Source organism: Microbacterium sp. JZ101 (assembly GCF_053903175.1).
Map to the genome: position 1 here is coordinate 2,963,115 of NZ_CP096400.1, position 17,387 is coordinate 2,980,501.

At 66.8% G+C, this 17,387-nt stretch carries 15 protein-coding genes and 3 rRNA genes; 6 read left to right on the forward strand and 12 right to left on the reverse strand.

Translation table 11 applies throughout. The features are described from left to right. Window position 1: 1 nt before the first annotated feature. Together M1D56_RS13720 and M1D56_RS13725 are read right to left on the reverse strand one after the other, a co-directional pair. Window positions 2-442, reverse strand: coding sequence for a pyrimidine dimer DNA glycosylase/endonuclease V (locus M1D56_RS13720; protein ID WP_456283877.1), 441 nt, complete (start codon window positions 440-442; stop codon window positions 2-4). Further along, entirely contained in the window at window positions 439-726 is a 288-nt protein-coding gene (locus M1D56_RS13725; protein ID WP_282980131.1) for a GNAT family N-acetyltransferase, read from the reverse strand. Before M1D56_RS13725 ends, M1D56_RS13720 begins: the two co-directional genes overlap by 4 nt. Before the next feature lie 461 nt (window positions 727-1,187). Between M1D56_RS13725 and M1D56_RS13730 the strand changes: the two genes are divergently transcribed. From M1D56_RS13730 to M1D56_RS13740, 3 genes are read left to right on the forward strand one after another with little or no spacing between them, the layout of a single operon-like run. Further along, window positions 1,188-1,907, forward strand: coding sequence for a winged helix-turn-helix domain-containing protein (locus tag M1D56_RS13730; protein WP_419775793.1), 720 nt, complete (start codon window positions 1,188-1,190; stop codon window positions 1,905-1,907). A gap of 47 nt (window positions 1,908-1,954) precedes the next feature. Continuing rightward, window positions 1,955-2,938, forward strand: coding sequence for a DNA-3-methyladenine glycosylase family protein (locus M1D56_RS13735; RefSeq protein WP_456283878.1), 984 nt, complete (start codon window positions 1,955-1,957; stop codon window positions 2,936-2,938). Window positions 2,939-2,956: 18 nt separating this feature from the next. After that, the gene (locus tag M1D56_RS13740; protein WP_271174366.1) at window positions 2,957-3,151 is read left to right on the forward strand and encodes a hypothetical protein; all 195 of its coding nucleotides are present in this window, start codon (window positions 2,957-2,959) and stop codon (window positions 3,149-3,151) included. A 1-nt stretch (window position 3,152) separates the two neighbouring features. Here M1D56_RS13740 and M1D56_RS13745 read toward each other — a convergent pair whose 3' ends face one another. The 4 genes from M1D56_RS13745 to M1D56_RS13760 all read right to left on the reverse strand — a co-directional run bounded on the left by M1D56_RS13745 (window position 3,153) and on the right by M1D56_RS13760 (window position 7,000). Continuing rightward, window positions 3,153-3,908 carry an iron ABC transporter ATP-binding protein gene (locus M1D56_RS13745; RefSeq protein WP_271174365.1) on the reverse strand — a complete coding sequence of 252 codons (756 nt, stop codon included), beginning with the start codon at window positions 3,906-3,908 and terminating at the stop codon, window positions 3,153-3,155. Beyond that, window positions 3,905-4,951 (reverse strand): iron chelate uptake ABC transporter family permease subunit, encoded by a 1,047-nt coding sequence (locus tag M1D56_RS13750; protein ID WP_456283880.1) that lies wholly within the window; start codon window positions 4,949-4,951, stop codon window positions 3,905-3,907. The genes M1D56_RS13745 and M1D56_RS13750 overlap by 4 nt, the downstream gene beginning before the upstream one ends. After that, window positions 4,944-5,930 (reverse strand): ABC transporter permease, encoded by a 987-nt coding sequence (locus tag M1D56_RS13755; RefSeq protein ID WP_456283881.1) that lies wholly within the window; start codon window positions 5,928-5,930, stop codon window positions 4,944-4,946. The genes M1D56_RS13750 and M1D56_RS13755 overlap by 8 nt, the downstream gene beginning before the upstream one ends. A 65-nt stretch (window positions 5,931-5,995) precedes the next feature. Next, window positions 5,996-7,000 carry a siderophore ABC transporter substrate-binding protein gene (locus M1D56_RS13760; protein ID WP_456283882.1) on the reverse strand — a complete coding sequence of 335 codons (1,005 nt, stop codon included), beginning with the start codon at window positions 6,998-7,000 and terminating at the stop codon, window positions 5,996-5,998. A 146-nt stretch (window positions 7,001-7,146) separates the two neighbouring features. Here M1D56_RS13760 and M1D56_RS13765 point away from each other — a divergent pair, with 146 nt between their 5' ends. Then, window positions 7,147-7,929: a siderophore-interacting protein gene (locus M1D56_RS13765; RefSeq protein ID WP_456283883.1), complete on the forward strand. Its 783-nt coding sequence runs from the start codon at window positions 7,147-7,149 to the stop codon at window positions 7,927-7,929. A gap of 3 nt (window positions 7,930-7,932) precedes the next feature. Here the strand turns inward: M1D56_RS13765 and M1D56_RS13770 are convergent, their stop codons facing one another. Then, the gene (locus M1D56_RS13770; RefSeq protein WP_282980126.1) at window positions 7,933-8,493 is read right to left on the reverse strand and encodes a hypothetical protein; all 561 of its coding nucleotides are present in this window, start codon (window positions 8,491-8,493) and stop codon (window positions 7,933-7,935) included. A gap of 103 nt (window positions 8,494-8,596) precedes the next feature. Between M1D56_RS13770 and M1D56_RS13775 the strand changes: the two genes are divergently transcribed. Continuing rightward, complete coding sequence (locus M1D56_RS13775) at window positions 8,597-8,893, forward strand: DUF503 domain-containing protein (protein WP_456283884.1); 297 nt, start codon at window positions 8,597-8,599, stop codon at window positions 8,891-8,893. A 5-nt stretch (window positions 8,894-8,898) separates the two neighbouring features. On the opposite strand, the gene coaBC is transcribed toward M1D56_RS13775, so the two are convergent. Further along, window positions 8,899-10,113 (reverse strand): bifunctional phosphopantothenoylcysteine decarboxylase/phosphopantothenate--cysteine ligase CoaBC, encoded by a 1,215-nt coding sequence (gene coaBC / locus M1D56_RS13780; RefSeq protein WP_456283885.1) that lies wholly within the window; start codon window positions 10,111-10,113, stop codon window positions 8,899-8,901. A 71-nt stretch (window positions 10,114-10,184) separates the two neighbouring features. Here coaBC and M1D56_RS13785 point away from each other — a divergent pair, with 71 nt between their 5' ends. Continuing rightward, complete coding sequence (locus tag M1D56_RS13785; RefSeq protein WP_456283886.1) at window positions 10,185-10,913, forward strand: NRDE family protein; 729 nt, start codon at window positions 10,185-10,187, stop codon at window positions 10,911-10,913. 82 nt (window positions 10,914-10,995) lie between these two features. Here M1D56_RS13785 and rrf read toward each other — a convergent pair. The 4 genes from rrf to M1D56_RS13805 form a co-directional block, all read right to left on the reverse strand. Next, window positions 10,996-11,112 (reverse strand): 5S ribosomal RNA (gene rrf / locus M1D56_RS13790). A 102-nt stretch (window positions 11,113-11,214) separates the two neighbouring features. After that, window positions 11,215-14,319 (reverse strand): 23S ribosomal RNA (locus M1D56_RS13795). Window positions 14,320-14,673: 354 nt separating this feature from the next. Beyond that, a 16S ribosomal RNA gene (locus M1D56_RS13800) occupies window positions 14,674-16,197 on the reverse strand. Together the 16S, 23S and 5S rRNA genes form the textbook arrangement of a ribosomal RNA operon. A gap of 541 nt (window positions 16,198-16,738) precedes the next feature. Continuing rightward, window positions 16,739-17,380 (reverse strand): NAD(P)-dependent oxidoreductase, encoded by a 642-nt coding sequence (locus tag M1D56_RS13805; RefSeq protein ID WP_271174289.1) that lies wholly within the window; start codon window positions 17,378-17,380, stop codon window positions 16,739-16,741. Between the last annotated feature and the right edge of the window lie 7 nt (window positions 17,381-17,387).

Sequence of the window (17,387 nt, forward strand, 5' to 3'; positions counted from 1 at the left end):
GCTACTCCCGCCCGCGCTCCCAGGGCTCGACGTCGCCGGGCACGATCACGAAGAGCGGATGGCTGTCGCGCGTGAGGCGCGCGGCATGCGCCTCATGGAGCTCAGGAGAGCGGATGGCCAGCTTGCGCAGCAGGTGACCCCACTCGAATTCGAGCTGGCCCGCGGTCGCGGGGATCGCCTCGACCTCGCCGTGCGGCGGGACCGCGATGCGCTCGGCGTCGTATCGGTAGCCGCGGCGGGTCGCCTCCTGCTGCACGCCGGCGAGGTAGGCGCCGATCGCTGCCTCCGGGTCCGCGTGGACGCGGAAGCGGTCGAGCTGCGGGTGCGCGGTGTACCCCTTCGTCCGCCCCAGGAGCACCGCCTGCGCGAGCAGCCCCTCACGCCAGACGGCGGTGAGCCCCTGCCGATCGAGGAGCGAGGGGTGCAGCGTCCAGAGCCTCACGAAGCGAGCAGGCCGGCGCGCTCGGGATGCTCCGCGAACCAGTCGGCCACGTACCAGCACACCGGCAGCACGCGCCGATCGCCGCGGGACTCGATGTCGGCGACCGCGCGCTCGGTCACGACCGCGGCGTAGCCGTGCCCTCGGAAGCGGGGATTCGTGTACGCGCGCGTGAGCGCGACCGTGCGCCCGTTGTCGCGGTAGTCGAGGATGCTCACGAGGTCGTCGCCCCGCCGCAGCTCGTAGCGCGACGCCTCGGGTGCGTGGGTGAAGTGGAGCTCGGTCACCCTCCGAGAGTACGCCCGCCCACCGACACCGAGGCGCGTGCAGATCGCCCTGCCGGGAGGCTCTCAGGCGCGCACATCCGTCACATTTCTTCACGCAGACCGTCACATCCGGACTCCGTTTGACACACCCCGACACGCCCGGACATAATCGGCGACATGACTGACAGCACACAGCCCTTGTCCGCCTGGGAGGCGAACGGGACTGCCGGCATGATGATGGCCGGCTGTGTTGTCACGTGCTGTCGAATGTGCAGCTGACGTCGGATAACCCCTCAGCAGCACCGCCAGGGCACAGCGAGACCCCCATGGTCGCAACGCCCCCGAGCTCCGATCACCCCGGCAGCTTCGACACCGCCACACCCGGCAACGGCCGAGCTCACGATCAGGCGATCACCGCCGATCCGGCCGCACCTCAGCACGACCGAACCCACCGGGTTCCCCCGCAGAAGGACTCCATCATCATGTCTGCTTCCCTCCTCGAGCGCCCCGCGACCGTCCGCCCCGCCGCTCCCACCGCCCGTCCGACCCACCTCCGTGCCGTCCCCTCCCCCGCCGAGGCGCCGCAGACCGGCCCGCAGCCGGGCGTCTCGCCCCGCGGCTTCGCGCTCTACGTCGGGCTCGACGAGGCCAAGGCCGTCGCCGACGGCGTCTCGCTCTCGACGATCGTCGAGGCGCTCCGCCGCACCATCGCGGAGCTCTCCCCCAGCGCCGAGACCTACGCGGCCGTCGCGCTCGCTCCGCAGAACGCGGGCGGCCGCGACGTCGACGTCGTCCGCCTCGCCCTCAAGGAGCCGGGTGCGGTCGCCCGCGTCCAGCCCGAGACGACCGAGCCCGAGCAGGCCGAGGGCGTCGTCGTCGACATCTCGCGCAAGCGCGTCCTGCTCGACGGGGAGTCGGCCGCCCTCACGTTCAAGGAGTTCGAGCTGCTGCAGTACCTCGTCCTCCGCGAGGGCCGCACGATCGAGCGCACCGAGCTCGTCGAGTCGCTGTGGCAGGCGCAGAGCGAGGACGACGTGCCCGGCGAGCGCACCATCGACGTGCACGTGCGCCGCCTGCGCGCGAAGCTCGGGCGCTACGAGGACATCGTCCGCACCGTGCGCGGCGTCGGCTACCGCTTCGACCGCCACGCCGACGTCACCATCCGGTACGGCGCCGGCGCCCCGTCGCCCGACCGCTTCTGACCCGCGCTGCGCACCGCTTTGTCGGGTGCGGGGCGTAGCGTGGCGGCATGATCCCTCAGGCCGCGCTCGAGTCGCGCTTCGCGCCCCGCGAGCGCGACCCGCGGCCCGACCCCGGCCCGCGCCTCGAGACGGTCTACCGCCCGCGGCGCCCTCTCGACCTCTACGCGACGGTCGCCGTGCTGCAGCGCGGCCCGGGCGATCCGGCGCAGGCCTTCGACCGCGGCGTGGTCTGGCGCGCGACGCGCACCCCCGACGGCATCGCGTGCACGGCGCTGCGGCAGACGGCGGATGACGCGGTGCGCGCCGCGGCCTGGGGCCCGGGGCGCGCGTGGGCGATCGCCCAGGTGCCCGCCCTCTGCGGCGCGCTCGACGATGACGGCGATTTCGACGCACGCGCCCATCCGCTCGTCGCGGACGCGCACCGGCGGCACCCCGGCCTCCGCATCGCGCGCAGCGACCTGCTCTTCGACGCGCTCGCGCAGTCCATGACCGAGCAGAAGGTGACCCTGCGGCAGGCGTTCGGCGCCTGGCGCGCCCTCGTCACGTGGTTCGGCGAGCGCGTCCCCGGCCCGACACCGCGGCCCCTGTTCGCGCCGCCCTCGATCGACGGCTGGCGGCTCATCCCGTCGTGGGCATGGCACAGAGCAGGGCTCGAGCCGCCGCAGTCGCGCACCATCGTCGAGGCGGCCCGGCGCGGACCCTCGCTCGTGCGGGCGACGCTCGCCGCCGCGGATGGCGACGGTCGCGACCGCGCGCTCACGGCCATCCGCGGGATCGGCCTCTGGACCGCATCCGAGACGCGCATCCGCGCGCTCGGAGACCCGGACGCCGTGAGCGTGGGCGACTTCCATCTCGCGCATCAGGTCGGGTACGCGCTCACCGGCTGCCGGACGGACGACGACGGCATGCTCGAGCTGCTCGAACCCTGGCGCGGGCAGCGCTACCGGGTCATCCGCCTCATCCTCGCGTCCGGCGCGAGCGAGCCGCGGCGAGCGCCGCGGCTGCACATGGAGGACCACCGCGACCGCTGAGCGCGGCATGATGGAGGCATGACCCGCGGCCGCACCCTGCTCATCGCCCTCGGCGTGCTCGCGCTCGCCATCATCGTCGGGCTGATCCTGGGCAACGTCGGCCTCGGCATCGTGCTCGGCCTCGTCGTCGGGCTCATCCTCTTCATGTCGTTCGAGTCGCGCCGCGGGCGCAACCAGGGCGTGAACGACGAGGATCACGGCATCGAGCTGTAGGTCAGTAGTAGACCGCGAGCGGCCCGTTCGGGCCCGCCACCACCTGCACCGGGGTGTCGAAGACGCGCGTCAGCACCTCGTCGGTGAGGATCTCGTCGGGCGTGCCGAACTCGACGACCCTGCCGTCCTTGACCGCGCAGATGCGATCGGCGTAGTGGCCCGCGAAGTTGATGTCGTGCAGCACGATGACGATCGTCCGCCCGAGCTCCTCGGCCGCGCGCCGCAGCTGCTTCATCATCTGCACGGAGTGGCGCATGTCGAGGTTGTTGAGCGGCTCGTCGAGCAGCACGTACTCGGTCTCCTGCGACAGCACCATCGCCACGTAGGCGCGCTGCCGCTGACCGCCCGAGAGCTGGTCGAGATAGCGGTTCTCGAGCGCCGTGAGATCGAGGAAGTCGATCGCCCGGCTGATGATCTCCTCGTCCGCCCGCGTCAGACGCCCCTTGGAGTACGGGAAGCGCCCGAACGACACGAGCTGGCGCACGGTCAGTCGCGTGATGAAGTGGTTCTCCTGGCGGAGGATCGAGACGATGCGAGCGAGGTCCTTCGAGGCCGTGCTCGCGACGTCGCAGCCCGCGATCTCGATGCTGCCCTCGTCGATGCCGAGCAGGCGGCCGATCATCGTGAGGAGCGTCGACTTCCCCGCGCCATTCGGCCCGACGAGGGCCGTGATGCCGCCCTCGGGGATCTGCAGATCGACGGGGCCGATCGCGACCTCGGTGCTGTAGTCCTTGCGGACGCCGGTGAGCGAGATCACAGCCTGCCCTTTCTGAGGATGACGAAGAGGAAGACGGTTCCGCCGACGAGCTCGATGATGATCGAGACGACGCCCTGCGCGGCGAAGACGTTCTTCATGACGAAGTACGCCCCGGCCAGGACCACGAAGCCGGTCAGCGCGGCGACCGGGAACACGAGACGGTGGTCGTACGTGGCGGCGAACTGGTAGGCGAGCGTCGCGACGAGGAAGCCGAGGAACGTCATCGGACCGACCAGGGCCGTCGAGACCGCTATGAGGATGGACACGAAGAACAGCATCCGCATGACCTCGCGTCGGTGGTCGATGCCGAGGCTCGTGCTCAGGTCGCGGCCGAGGGCGATCGCGTTGAGCCGGCGGCCGTTCGCGAGGATGAAGATCACCGCGAGGCCCACGAGCGGGAGGGCCACGGGCAGGTAGGAGGCGTCGGCGTTCGCGATGCTCCCGAACAGCCGGGCCGCGAGCACGTCGAACTCGCTCGGCGTGAGCAGCCGCTGCATGAAGGTCGAGACCGAGCCGAGGCCCGCGCCGATGACGATCCCGACGAGGAGCATGATGTGGAGGCTTCCGTACCGCCCCGACAGCAGCCATCCGTAGAGCAGCAGCGAGAGCCCGACCATGAGGGCGACCTGCAGGAGGAACTGCGGCACGCCCTGAAGCGCGACCACGCCGGCCGCGCCGAGGAAGTAGACCGCCGATGTCTGCACGGCCGTGTAGAGGGACTCGAAGCCCATGATCGACGGGGTGATGATCCGGTTCTCGGTGACCGTCTGGAACGTCACCGTCGCGATCGCCTGGCACACCGCGACGACGGACAGCACGACGAGGTTCGTCGCGCGGAGGTTCGCGATGCGCCAGAACCCCTCGGAGCCGACGGGCATCGGGTTGTCCCACGCGAGCAGTCCGAACGCGGCGCCGGCCGCGAGCGCGGCGAGCGCCGCGAGCAGGATGGCGTAGCGGCGCCGCGCGCGGAGGGTCGGCAGCGGCGCGGCGCTGCGGCGGGTCGCAGCGCCTGCGGGGGCGAGGACGGTTCGGGTGTCAGCCACGTCGACGCTGCCTCAGGAGAAGGAGGATGAAGACGGCGGCACCGACGACACCCAGGATCAGGGACACCGGCACCTCGAACGGCATGATGATCGTCCGCCCGACGAGATCGCACACCGTGACGATCGCGATGCCGAGCAGGCAGACCCACGGCAGGTTGCTGCGCAGGTCGTCGCCGCGGACCATCGACACGACGTTGGGCACGATCAGCCCGAGGAAGGGCAGGTTGCCGACGACCACCGTCACGACGCCCGTGGCGACCGCGATGAGGGCGGTTCCGAGGAGCATGATGCGGTTGTAGTCGAGGCCGACGTTGGTCGCGACCTCCTCGCCCAGCCCCGCCACCGTGAAGCGGTCGGCGGCGATGAAGATCGCGATCCCCACCGCCAGGACGACCCACAGCGGCTCGTACTGACCGCGCAGGACGGAGGTGAAGCTGCCCGCGAACCACACGCCGAGGCTCTGCAGCATGTCGGTCTGCAGGGCGAAGAACATGGAGACCGAGCCGACCACAGCGCCGAGCATGATCCCGACGATCGGCACGATGAGCGAGGACCGCAGCGAGACCCTGCGCAGGAAGAGGAAGAAGACCATCGTGCCGACGAACGCGGCGACGACCGCGCCGACCATCCGCGTGAGGATGCTCGCGTCGGGGATGAGCACCATGACCGCGAGGAGGCCGAGCCCCGCCCACTCCGTCGTGCCCGTCGTCGTGGGCTCGACGAAGCGGTTCTGCGTGAGCAGCTGCATCACGAGGCCGCACATCGCCATCGCCGCGCCCGCGAGCACGAGGGCGATCGTCCGGGGGATCCGGGTGATCGCGAACATCTCGGCGCCGTCGTCGGCGCCGAGCACGTCGTAGACGCCGACGAAGAGCGAGAGCACGAGCAGCGCCGCGACCACGGCGACGCCGATCAGCAGCCGAGCGTCGAAGAGACGGCTACGGCGCGCGGGCGCCGCGGTGGGGATGGCCTGAGTCATGGGGTCCTCTGCGTCGACGGCGGGCCCGCGTCCTGCGGGCCCGCCACCGGTTCAGCCGTGTCGGATCACGCGCCCGCTTCGAGGGCGTCGGCGAAGTCGTTGAAGAACTCCGTGTACGTCTGGATGCCCTCGTTCGTGTACGTGTCGGCGGGCATGTACACGATCTGGTCCTCCTGCACGGCGGTGACGCCGGCGAGCGCCTCGGAGTCCTCGAGCACCTCGGCCGCCTGCGTGTACTCCGGGTCGTCTGCGGCGACGGCGGCGTCACGGTCCATCACGAGGAGCCAGTCCGGGTTCGAGTCGGCGATCGCCTCGACGGAGATGTCGTCGCCCTGGTGGTCCTCGCTCGACTCCGGAACCTCGAGCGCGGGGGTGAGACCGAGGATGTCGAACACCGGACCGAGCGTGCGGCCGTTGCCCGGCGCGGAGTACCCGATCTCTCCGCCCGACGTGATGACCGCCATCACCGAGTCGGCCGGGTCGTAGGCGGCCTTCACGCGCTCGATCGCGGCGTCGAGGTCGGCAGCGAGCTCCTCGGCCTCGGCCTGCTTGCCGAAGACCTCGCCGAGCACGGCGACCTGGCGCTTGAGCTCCGCGTCGAAGGGCTCGCCCTCGCGCGGGTCGAGCTCGAGGATCGTCGCCTCCGGCGCGAGCGCCGCGAAGTCGTCGTGGTACTGCGCGAAGCGCTGACCGTTCACGATGAGGTCGGGCTCGGCCGCGACCACGGCCTCGAGGTCGGGCTCGTTGTGCGTGCCGAGGTCGACGATCGCGTCGTCGGTCGTGTACGGGATCGTCTCGGGCATGAGCGACACGGCGGCGGCGGAGAGCTCGATGCCCCAGTCGGCGAGCGTCTCGAACGTGCGGTTGTCGGTCGCGACCACCGACGTCGGCGGGACGGCGACCGTCTGCGTGCCGTTGTTGTCCTCGACCTCGACCGAGGTCGGCTCGGCGGCCGCGGACTCCTCGGGCGCGGCCTCGGCGCTGTCATCGGCGGCCGAAGCGCAGCCGGCGAGAGCGAGGGCGGATGCCGCGACGAGCGAGAGCGCGGCGATCGGACGGGTCGTGGACATAGCGGTGCCTCCTGGGTCGGAGAGCGCGGTGTCATCCGCGGTCTCGTGGGGGACGATGCCGGGAGCGCCGCTCATCCTCGGGACGCTCGATTCAGGTAAGCCGAACCTAACCGGATCGCAGGAAGGCTAACCTAAGTCTTATGCACTTGTCGAATTCCACGGACGCCCGCTTCGCACTCGAGCGCTCGCGCGTCGACCTCCGCTTCCGGTTCACACGGCTCGCCTCCCGCGAGTGGATCGGTCCGGACTACGTCCGGGTGCGCGTTCAGGGCGACGACCTCGCGGGCTTCGGCGAGGGCCTCGGCCACGACGACCACATCCGCATCTTCTTCCCCGACGGCGCCCCGTCGAGCGTCGAGGAGATGCGCGAGGCACCGAGCCGCGAGTTCACCCCGCTGCGGTGGGGCGAGGACTGGCTCGACCTCGAGTTCGCCGTGCACGGCGACGAGGGCGTCGCGGGTGTGTGGGCGGCCGGAGCGCCGATGGGCTCGCTGCTCGGCGTCGGGGGCCCGCGCGGCACGCTGCGCATCGCCGGCGCGCCCGACGCGTGGCTCCTCGCGGGCGACGAGACCGCCATCCCGCAGATCCGCCGCTATGCTGCGGCGATCCCGGATGGCGCGAGCGCCCGCGTGCTCGTGGAGGTCGCGGATGCCGCGCATGAGGTGCCGATCGATGCACCGGTCGCCGTGGAGTACGTGCATCGGGACGGCGCCCGCCCGACATCGGCGCTCATCTCCCGGCTCGAGCAGCTCACCGAGGCCGACCGGCCCGATGGCGACGTCTTCGCGTTCATCGCCGCCGAGCAGGCGGTCGTCAGGGCCGGGCGCGCGCTCGCCGTCGACCGCTGGTCGCTCGACCCCGAGCGCATCATCGTCAAGGGCTACTGGAAGGCCGACGAGAGCGGCGCGACGTACCACGCCGCGCACTGAGGCTCACGGGTTCGAGCCGACTCCGTCGAGCCACTCGGCCCAGTGCGCCTTCCACCACTCCGCCTCCTCGGGCGTGGGCAGCTTCTCGTGCGTGACCGTGAGGCGCGTGCCGTCGCCCGCGTCCTCCGCGGTGAACGCCACGATCCCCGTCTCGACGCCCTCATGGGTGACGCGGAAGCGCAGGTTCTTCGCCGTGGGCCGCGAGAGCAGCTCGGTCTCGACCTCGCCGAGCAGCTCGCGCCGCAGCGCGTCATCGAGCAGGGCGTCGCGCAGGGTGTCGGCCTGCACGCGGAGACGCCGGCTGCGCGAGACGCTGAACGTCCCGTCTGGCATCTGCCCCGGCAGTCGCAGCCCGCGGATGCGCTCGTAGCCGACGGTCACGGACTGCGCCCACCACGCGTCGACAGCGTGCGCGTCGACGAGCCAGCGGGCGATCGCCGTGTGCCCGGCCTCGGGGCCCGGGCCGGCGTCGATGAGGGCGACCCACTCGTCCCATCCGCGCCCTGTGCTGGCCGTGACCGTGGCGTCGTCGACCGTGGGCTGCGCGATCCAGGTGCTGCTCATGCGCGGAGCCTACGCCGCATCGCTGGCGATATCCCGGACATCTCGGGTGGATCCATCCGCTGCGTGCTCACGCACGCCGAGACAGCCGTGCGACACTGGCGCCATGTGGATCGGCTGGGTCGAGTTCGACGTCCTGCTGGGTGACGTGCACTCCCTCAAGGAGAAGCGGAGCGTCATCCGGCCGCTCATCGCGAACCTCTCCCGCCGCACCGAGGCCGCCGCCGCGGAGGTGGGTGCGCACGACCTGCACCGGCGGACGGCGATCGGGCTCTCGGCCGTGGGCGCCGACCTCGCGCACGTGCGCGACGTGCTCGACCGCGCCGAGCGCGTGCTCGCGGAGGAGCACCCCGAGGTGACGCTCCTGTCCGTCCGACGGGGACTCCACTCGAGCGACGATTGAGGAGGTCAGCTCCGCACGGCGAGGATGGCGTCGATCAGCGCATCGGCGACCTCGCGCTTGGAGCCGGCGACGGATGCCGCGACCTGGTCCTGCGCGTCGATGATCGTGAGCGCGTTGTCGGCCTGCTCGAAGCCCTCCGACCATCCGACCGCGTTCACCGCGAGGAGATCGACGCCCTTCCGTCGACGCTTCCGCACCCCGCGCTCGAGAAGGGTCTCCCCCTCCGCGGGCGTCTCGGCGGCGAAGCCGACGACCGTCTGGCCCGGCGTCCGGTCGGCGGCCAGCCCCGCGAGGATGTCCTCGTTCTCGACGAGCTCGAGCGTCGGGGGCACGCCGCCGGCCGCCTCCTTCGTGAGCTTGCTCTCGAACACCGACGCGACGCGGTAGTCGGCGACCGCCGCGGCCATGATCACGACATCGACGCCGGGCGCCACCTCGCGCATCTCCCCGGCGAGCTCGGCGGCCGTGCCGGCGATGCGCACCCGGATGCCGGGGTGGCCCTCGAGGGCGCTCCGGACGGATTCGTCCACATGCGCGAGCACCGCGGTCACCTCAGCCCCGCGATCGGCGGCCGCGATCGCGATGGCCGCGCCCTGGCGACCGCTCGAGCGGTTGCCGAGGAAGCGGACGGGGTCGATGGGCTCGCGCGTCCCGCCCGCGGAGACGGCGATACGGAGCCCGGCGGCATCCTGGCGTCGCGAGAGGATCGCGCGCAGAGCCTCGTGGATCCGCTCGGGCTCGGCCATCCGACCCGGCCCGACGTCGTCCCCCGTGAGCTGCCCCGACTCCGGGCCGACGAAGAGCACGCCGCGGCGGCGCAGGGTGTCGACGTTCGCCTCCGTGGCGGGATGCCGCCACATCTCCGTGTGCATGGCCGGGGCGACGACGACCGGCGCCGTCGTCGCGAGCAGCGTCGTGCCGAGGAGGTCGTCCGCGATGCCCGCGGCCATCCGCGCGAGCGTGTTCGCGGTGGCAGGCGCCACGACGACGAGGTCGGCCGCCTGGCCCAGCGCGACATGGCGCACGCTCGCGACGTCCTCATGCACGGATGTCGTCACCGGATGGCGGCTGATCGCCTCCCAGGTCGGCAGACCGACGAAGCGCAGCGCGTCAGCGGTGGGCACGACGTGCACGTCGTGACCGTCCTTCACGAGCAGCCGCACGAGGTGCACGGCCTTGTACGCGGCGATGCCGCCGGACACTCCCACGACGATGTTCATCGAGTGCGATTCTCCCATCCGTCTGGCCGCCCGGCACCCCTCCGCACGGCCCTAGGCTGAACGGGATCGCTATGTGCACCGTCGTCATCCGCATTCCCGAGCCCGGCGCCACCGCCGAGCCCATCCGCCTTCTCGCCGTGCGCGACGAGGACCCGGCTCGCCCGTGGAACCCCCTCGGCCCGTGGTGGCCGCAGCTGCCGGACGTCGTCGGTGTGCAGGATCGCCTCGCAGGAGGCGCATGGCTCGCAGCCCGGCCGGGCCGCCTCGCCGTGCTGCTCAACCGCGCCGGCGAACCGGATCTCCCCGCCGCTCAGATCGCCTCGCGCGGGGGCATCGTCCTCGACGCGGTCAGCGGCGCCACCCCGCGAGGAGAGCTCCGCACCCTGGGCTTCAACCTCGTCGAGGTCGATGGAGAGGGCGCGTCGATCGTCTCGTGGGACGGGCAGGAGCTGCGACGCGAACGCCTGTCCCCCGGCACGCACATGATCGCGCACACCGATGCGGACGACCCGGCCACGCCGCGCATCGCGGCATGGCACGCGGCCTTCGAGGCCGCGTCGACGGATGGCGATGCGAGCGGATGGTGGGAGCCCTGGCTGACGGTGCTCGCGCAGAGCGCCGAGCTCAGCCCGGAGGACGACCGCGCGATCATCCGCGACAACCGCCCGCACGGCTACCCGACGCAGTCTCTCCTGGCGTGCGTGGCATCGGTCTCCGCGCAGGCGACCGACGTGCGGTACGCCGAGCTGCCCCACGCGGGCGAGTGGTCGCCGCTGAGCTTCGAGCCGCCGCGCGGCTGACTGCCGCGAGGCGGTGTTCGGGTGAGTGCCGTGTGATGCACGAAAGGCCACCCGGCGTTGGGTGGCCTTTCGTTCAGGTTAAGTCCGGCGGTGTCCTACTCTCCCACAAGGTCCCCCTTGCAGTACCATCGGCGCTGAGAGGCTTAGCTTCCGGGTTCGGAATGTGGCCGGGCGTTTCCCTCTCGCTATGACCGCCGAAACATCTGGTGATGTGTTCGACATCAAGCTTTCTCTATGAAAGTTTCTGGTGCCCGTACATCGGGAACCACAAAGTGGACGCGAGCACCGCAGAAGACGGTGTGTTATCAAGTCATCGGCTTATTAGTACCAGTCAGCTGCACCCATTGCTGGGCTTCCACGTCTGGCCTATCAACCCAGTAGTCTGCTGGGAGCCTCTCCACCCGAAGGTGATGGAAGTCTCATCTTGAGGCCGGCTTCCCGCTTAGATGCTTTCAGCGGTTATCCATCCCGAACGTAGCCAACCAGCGGTGCCCTTGGCAGGACAACTGGCACACCAGAGGTTCGTCCAACCCGGTCCTCTCGTACTAGGGTCAGATCCTCTCAAACTTCCTACGCGCGCAGCGGATAGGGACCGAACTGTCTCACGACGTTCTAAACCCAGCTCGCGTACCGCTTTAATGGGCGAACAGCCCAACCCTTGGGACCTACTCCAGCCCCAGGATGCGACGAGCCGACATCGAGGTGCCAAACCATGCCGTCGATATGGACTCTTGGGCAAGATCAGCCTGTTATCCCCGAGGTACCTTTTATCCGTTGAGCGACAGCGCTTCCACAAGCCACTGCCGGATCACTAGTCCCGACTTTCGTCCCTGCTCGACCTGTCAGTCTCACAGTCAAGCTCCCTTGTGCACTTACACTCGCCACCTGATTGCCAACCAGGTTGAGGGAACCTTTGGGCGCCTCCGTTACTCTTTGGGAGGCAACCGCCCCAGTTAAACTACCCACCAGGCACTGTCCCTGAACCGGATCACGGTCCGAAGTTAGATATCCAGAGTGACCAGAGTGGTATTTCAACAACGACTCCACAATGACTGGCGTCACTGCTTCACAGTCTCCCACCTATCCTACACAAGCCACACCGAACACCAATACCAAGCTGTAGTAAAGGTCACGGGGTCTTTCCGTCCTGCTGCGCGTAACGAGCATCTTTACTCGTAATGCAATTTCGCCGAGTTCGTGGTTGAGACAGTTGGGAAGTCGTTACGCCATTCGTGCAGGTCGGAACTTACCCGACAAGGAATTTCGCTACCTTAGGATGGTTATAGTTACCACCGCCGTTTACCGGGGCTTAAATTCTCAGCTTCGCCTTGCGGCTGACCGGTCCTCTTAACCTTCCGGCACCGGGCAGGCGTCAGTCCGTATACATCGTCTTGCGACTTCGCACGGACCTGTGTTTTTAATAAACAGTCGCTACCCACTGGTCTCTGCGGCCCACACACGCTTTCGAAGCAAGTTCTAATACGCGCTGGGCCCCCCTTCTCCCGAAGTTACGGGGGCATTTTGCCGAGTTCCTTAACCACGATTATCTCGATCTCCTCGGTATTCTCTACCTGACCACCTGAGTCGGTTTGGGGTACGGGCGGCTAGAACCTCGCGTCGATGCTTTTCTCGGCAGCATAGGATCACCCACTTTTCATCCCCATCACATCTCAGCCACATGAGCCACGGATTTGCCTATGGCTCGGCCTACATGCTTGGACCAGGACAACCATCGCCTGGCTTGGGCTACCTTCCTGCGTCACACCTGTTAATACGCTAACCGCACCAGCATGGGGTCGCGCGCTCCACCAGACGGTGCCACCCGAAGGCGGCGATGTCTGGCTTTGGGCGCTTAGCACCACTGGATTGATTGGGGCGGTTCTTCGCCGGTACGGGAATATCAACCCGTTGTCCATCGACTACGCCTGTCGGCCTCGCCTTAGGTCCCGACTTACCCAGGGAAGATTAGCTTGACCCTGGAACCCTTGGTCTTCCGGAGGACGTGTTTCTCACACGTCTTTCGCTACTCATGCCTGCATTCTCACTCGTGTGGCCTCCACGGCTGGATCACTCCGCCGCTTCACCGCCCACACGACGCTCTCCTACCCATCAACACGGCTGGACCACGAAGGCCTACCAAAAATGTCAATGCCACAACTTCGGTGGCGTGCTTGAGCCCCGTTACATTGTCGGCGCGGAATCACTTGACCAGTGAGCTATTACGCACTCTTTCAAGGGTGGCTGCTTCTAAGCCAACCTCCTGGTTGTCTGAGCAACTCCACATCCTTTCCCACTTAGCACGCGCTTAGGGACCTTAGATGGTGGTCTGGGTTGTTTCCCTCTCGACGATGAAGCTTATCCCCCACCGTCTCACTGCTGCGCTCTCACTTACCGGCATTCGGAGTTTGGCTGACGTCAGTAACCTTGTAGGGCCCATCGGCCATCCAGTAGCTCTACCTCCGGCAAGAAACACGCAACGCTGCACCTAAATGCATTTCGGAGAGAACCAGCTATCACGAAGTTTGATTGGCCTTTCACCCCTATCCACAGCTCATCCCCTCAGTTTTCAACCTAAGTGGGTTCGGCCCTCCACGACGTCTTACCGTCGCTTCAGCCTGGCCATGGATAGATCACTTCGCTTCGGGTCTAGGACACGCGACTAAACTCGCCCTATTCAGACTCGCTTTCGCTACGGCTGCCCCACACGGGTTAACCTCGCCACGTATCACTAACTCGCAGGCTCATTCTTCAAAAGGCACGCCGTCACCCCAACAAGGAGGCTCCGACGGTTTGTAAGCAAACGGTTTCAGGTACTATTTCACTCCCCTCCCGGGGTACTTTTCACCTTTCCCTCACGGTACTTGTCCGCTATCGGTCATCTGGGAGTATTTAGGCTTACCAGGTGGTCCTGGCAGATTCACACGGGATTTCACGGGCCCCGTGCTACTTGGGATACCACTCGCGGCAGGAAACGCATGTCGACTACGGGGCTACCACCCGCTCTGGCCGGCCATTCAAAACCGTTCGTCTATACGCACCTGTACCACCGAGACCTGCGGCAGCGGTCTCAGAATGGTCCCACAACCCCGAACGTGCAACACCTGCCGGCTATCACACACGATCCGGTTTAGCCTCATCCGCTTTCGCTCGCCACTACTCACGGAATCACTGTTGTTTTCTCTTCCTGTGGGTACTGAGATGTTTCACTTCCCCACGTTCCCTCTACCCGCCCTATATATTCAGACGGGAGTCACCAGGTCAGCACGCCGCCTGGCGGGGTTTCCCCATTCGGAAATCCTCGGATCACAGCCCGCTTATCGGCTCCCCAAGGCTTATCGCAGATTGCTACGTCCTTCTTCGGCTCCAGATGCCAAGGCATCCACCGTTTGCTCTTAAAGACTTGAAATCACATGAGCCAGCAAAGAAAAAATCCTTGCTGTTCGCTTCTTTAAGATGCTCGCGTCCACTGTGTAGTTCTCAAAGTACGGGCGGCACCCCACCCTCCCCGACCAACAGCCGGCTCAGACGAGGCCCACAAGGAAACAGACACCCGAAAGCGCCTGGTCCCTCAGGACCCAACAGCGTGCAGGCGCCCCGCTCACCGAACCCCCCGTTCCCACCCGACCCGAAGGCCAGACGTACTAGAAGGACTCAGCTGCGCTGACGCCTTGTCAAATGTTCCACCCATGAGCAACCCGTCGAGAACATTCGCCTCGAAACGGGCCTCTGCGAACCCCGAAGGGCTCGAGATGCTCCTTAGAAAGGAGGTGATCCAGCCGCACCTTCCGGTACGGCTACCTTGTTACGACTTAGTCCTAATTACCGATCCCACCTTCGACAGCTCCCTCCCACAAGGGGTTAGGCCACCGGCTTCAGGTGTTACCGACTTTCATGACTTGACGGGCGGTGTGTACAAGACCCGGGAACGTATTCACCGCAGCGTTGCTGATCTGCGATTACTAGCGACTCCGACTTCATGAGGTCGAGTTGCAGACCTCAATCCGAACTGGGACCGGCTTTTTGGGATTCGCTCCACCTCACGGTATTGCAGCCCTTTGTACCGGCCATTGTAGCATGCGTGAAGCCCAAGACATAAGGGGCATGATGATTTGACGTCATCCCCACCTTCCTCCGAGTTGACCCCGGCAGTATCCCATGAGTTCCCACCATAACGTGCTGGCAACATAGAACGAGGGTTGCGCTCGTTGCGGGACTTAACCCAACATCTCACGACACGAGCTGACGACAACCATGCACCACCTGTACACCGACCAAAAAGGGGCGACTGTTTCCAGACGTTTCCGGTGTATGTCAAGCCTTGGTAAGGTTCTTCGCGTTGCATCGAATTAATCCGCATGCTCCGCCGCTTGTGCGGGTCCCCGTCAATTCCTTTGAGTTTTAGCCTTGCGGCCGTACTCCCCAGGCGGGGAACTTAATGCGTTAGCTGCGTCACGGAGACCGTGGAAAGGCCCCCACAACTAGTTCCCAACGTTTACGGGGTGGACTACCAGGGTATCTAAGCCTGTTTGCTCCCCACCCTTTCGCTCCTCAGCGTCAGTAACGGCCCAGAGATCTGCCTTCGCCATCGGTGTTCCTCCTGATATCTGCGCATTCCACCGCTACACCAGGAATTCCAATCTCCCCTACCGCACTCTAGTCTGCCCGTACCCACTGCAGGCCCGAGGTTGAGCCTCGGGTTTTCACAGCAGACGCGACAAACCGCCTACGAGCTCTTTACGCCCAATAATTCCGGATAACGCTTGCGCCCTACGTATTACCGCGGCTGCTGGCACGTAGTTAGCCGGCGCTTTTTCTGCAGGTACCGTCACTTACGCTTCTTCCCTGCTAAAAGAGGTTTACAACCCGAAGGCCGTCATCCCTCACGCGGCGTTGCTGCATCAGGCTTCCGCCCATTGTGCAATATTCCCCACTGCTGCCTCCCGTAGGAGTCTGGGCCGTGTCTCAGTCCCAGTGTGGCCGGTCACCCTCTCAGGCCGGCTACCCGTCGACGCCTTGGTGAGCCACTACCTCACCAACAAGCTGATAGGCCGCGAGCCCATCCCCAACCGAAAAATCTTTCCCACCACAGACCATGCGGCCATGATGCATATCCGGTATTAGCAACCGTTTCCGGCTGTTATCCCAGAGTCAGGGGCAGGTTGCTCACGTGTTACTCACCCGTTCGCCACTAATCCACCCAGCAAGCTGGGCTTCATCGTTCGACTTGCATGTGTTAAGCACGCCGCCAGCGTTCATCCTGAGCCAGGATCAAACTCTCCGTAAAAAACGAAAGCAAACACCCACCCGGGAAAACGGGACAGGCACCTGCGAGTTCAATCATGACCAAAAAGGATGCCAAAAACTGACAACCATAAAATTTGATCCAAAGGAATTCTCAACCAGCCGAAGCTGGACGAGGATAATTTGGCATTTGACAAGTGCACGCTGTTGAGTTCTCAAGGATCAGACGCACCCAGCCCCACGACTCCCGCCGTGGCCCTCCGGGGCAACTTCTCTATCTTAGCCGCTCTCTCACCAGGATGCGAATCCGACACGCCGTGTCGATCGCAGCCGCTCGAGGGAACGACCACCACCCCTTCGAGTCGACGCACGAGTGCGTCTCTTCTTCGAGGTGGTTTCTGTCGCAGACCTGGGGCGGGGAACCTTCCGGCTCAACCTCACCGCTTGGCGGCGACAAGGGAATACATTACGCGGATCGGCGGGGTCGGGCAAACCGAGGTCAGCGTCGGGCGTGTCGCGCTCCTGCGCCGAGGCGGGGCGGCCGCCATCACGACCGCCCCGCCTCTCCCCAGCGTCCCCAGCTGTCAGTAGGCGACCGTGAAGCGCTTGCGGTGGTGCTTCGGCGCCTCGATCTCATCCACGATCGCGAGCGCGAGGTCGGCCCCCGAGATGAACGACTCCCCGTCCTCGTCCACGAGAAGCACGTCGCCGCCGAGACGGTACGTGCCCTTCGCCTCGCCGGGGTTGAATGCGCCAAACCCGCCCGCGGGGCTGATGAAGAACCAGTCCAGGTCCTCGGGCGAGGCCTTGAGCGCCTCCAGGACATCTGTCATCTCAAGGGCCTCTGCCTTGAACGCCTCCGGGAATCCGCTGTCGAGTACGCGAGGCCCGCCCTCCGACACGTGCAGCGACCCTGCGCCGCCGATGACGCCGATCCGCGTGCCGGCCGCGCGCGCGGCCTCGGCCAGCTGGGCGATGGCAGGCGCGACCGCGCCCTCCATGTCGCCCCGCGGGGCGACGGCGCTGATCACCACGTCGGCATCCGCGACGGCCTGCTTCACCGTATCGGCGTCGGCGATCGACCCCGTCCGGTACTCGACGCCCTCGATCGTCGTCGCGGGAACCGACCGGCTGTACGAGATCACCTCGTGTCCGCGCCCCACGGCGTTCTCGACGATGTGCCCTCCGGCGAAGCCGGTTCCTCCGAAGACGGCGATACGTGTCATCTGGATG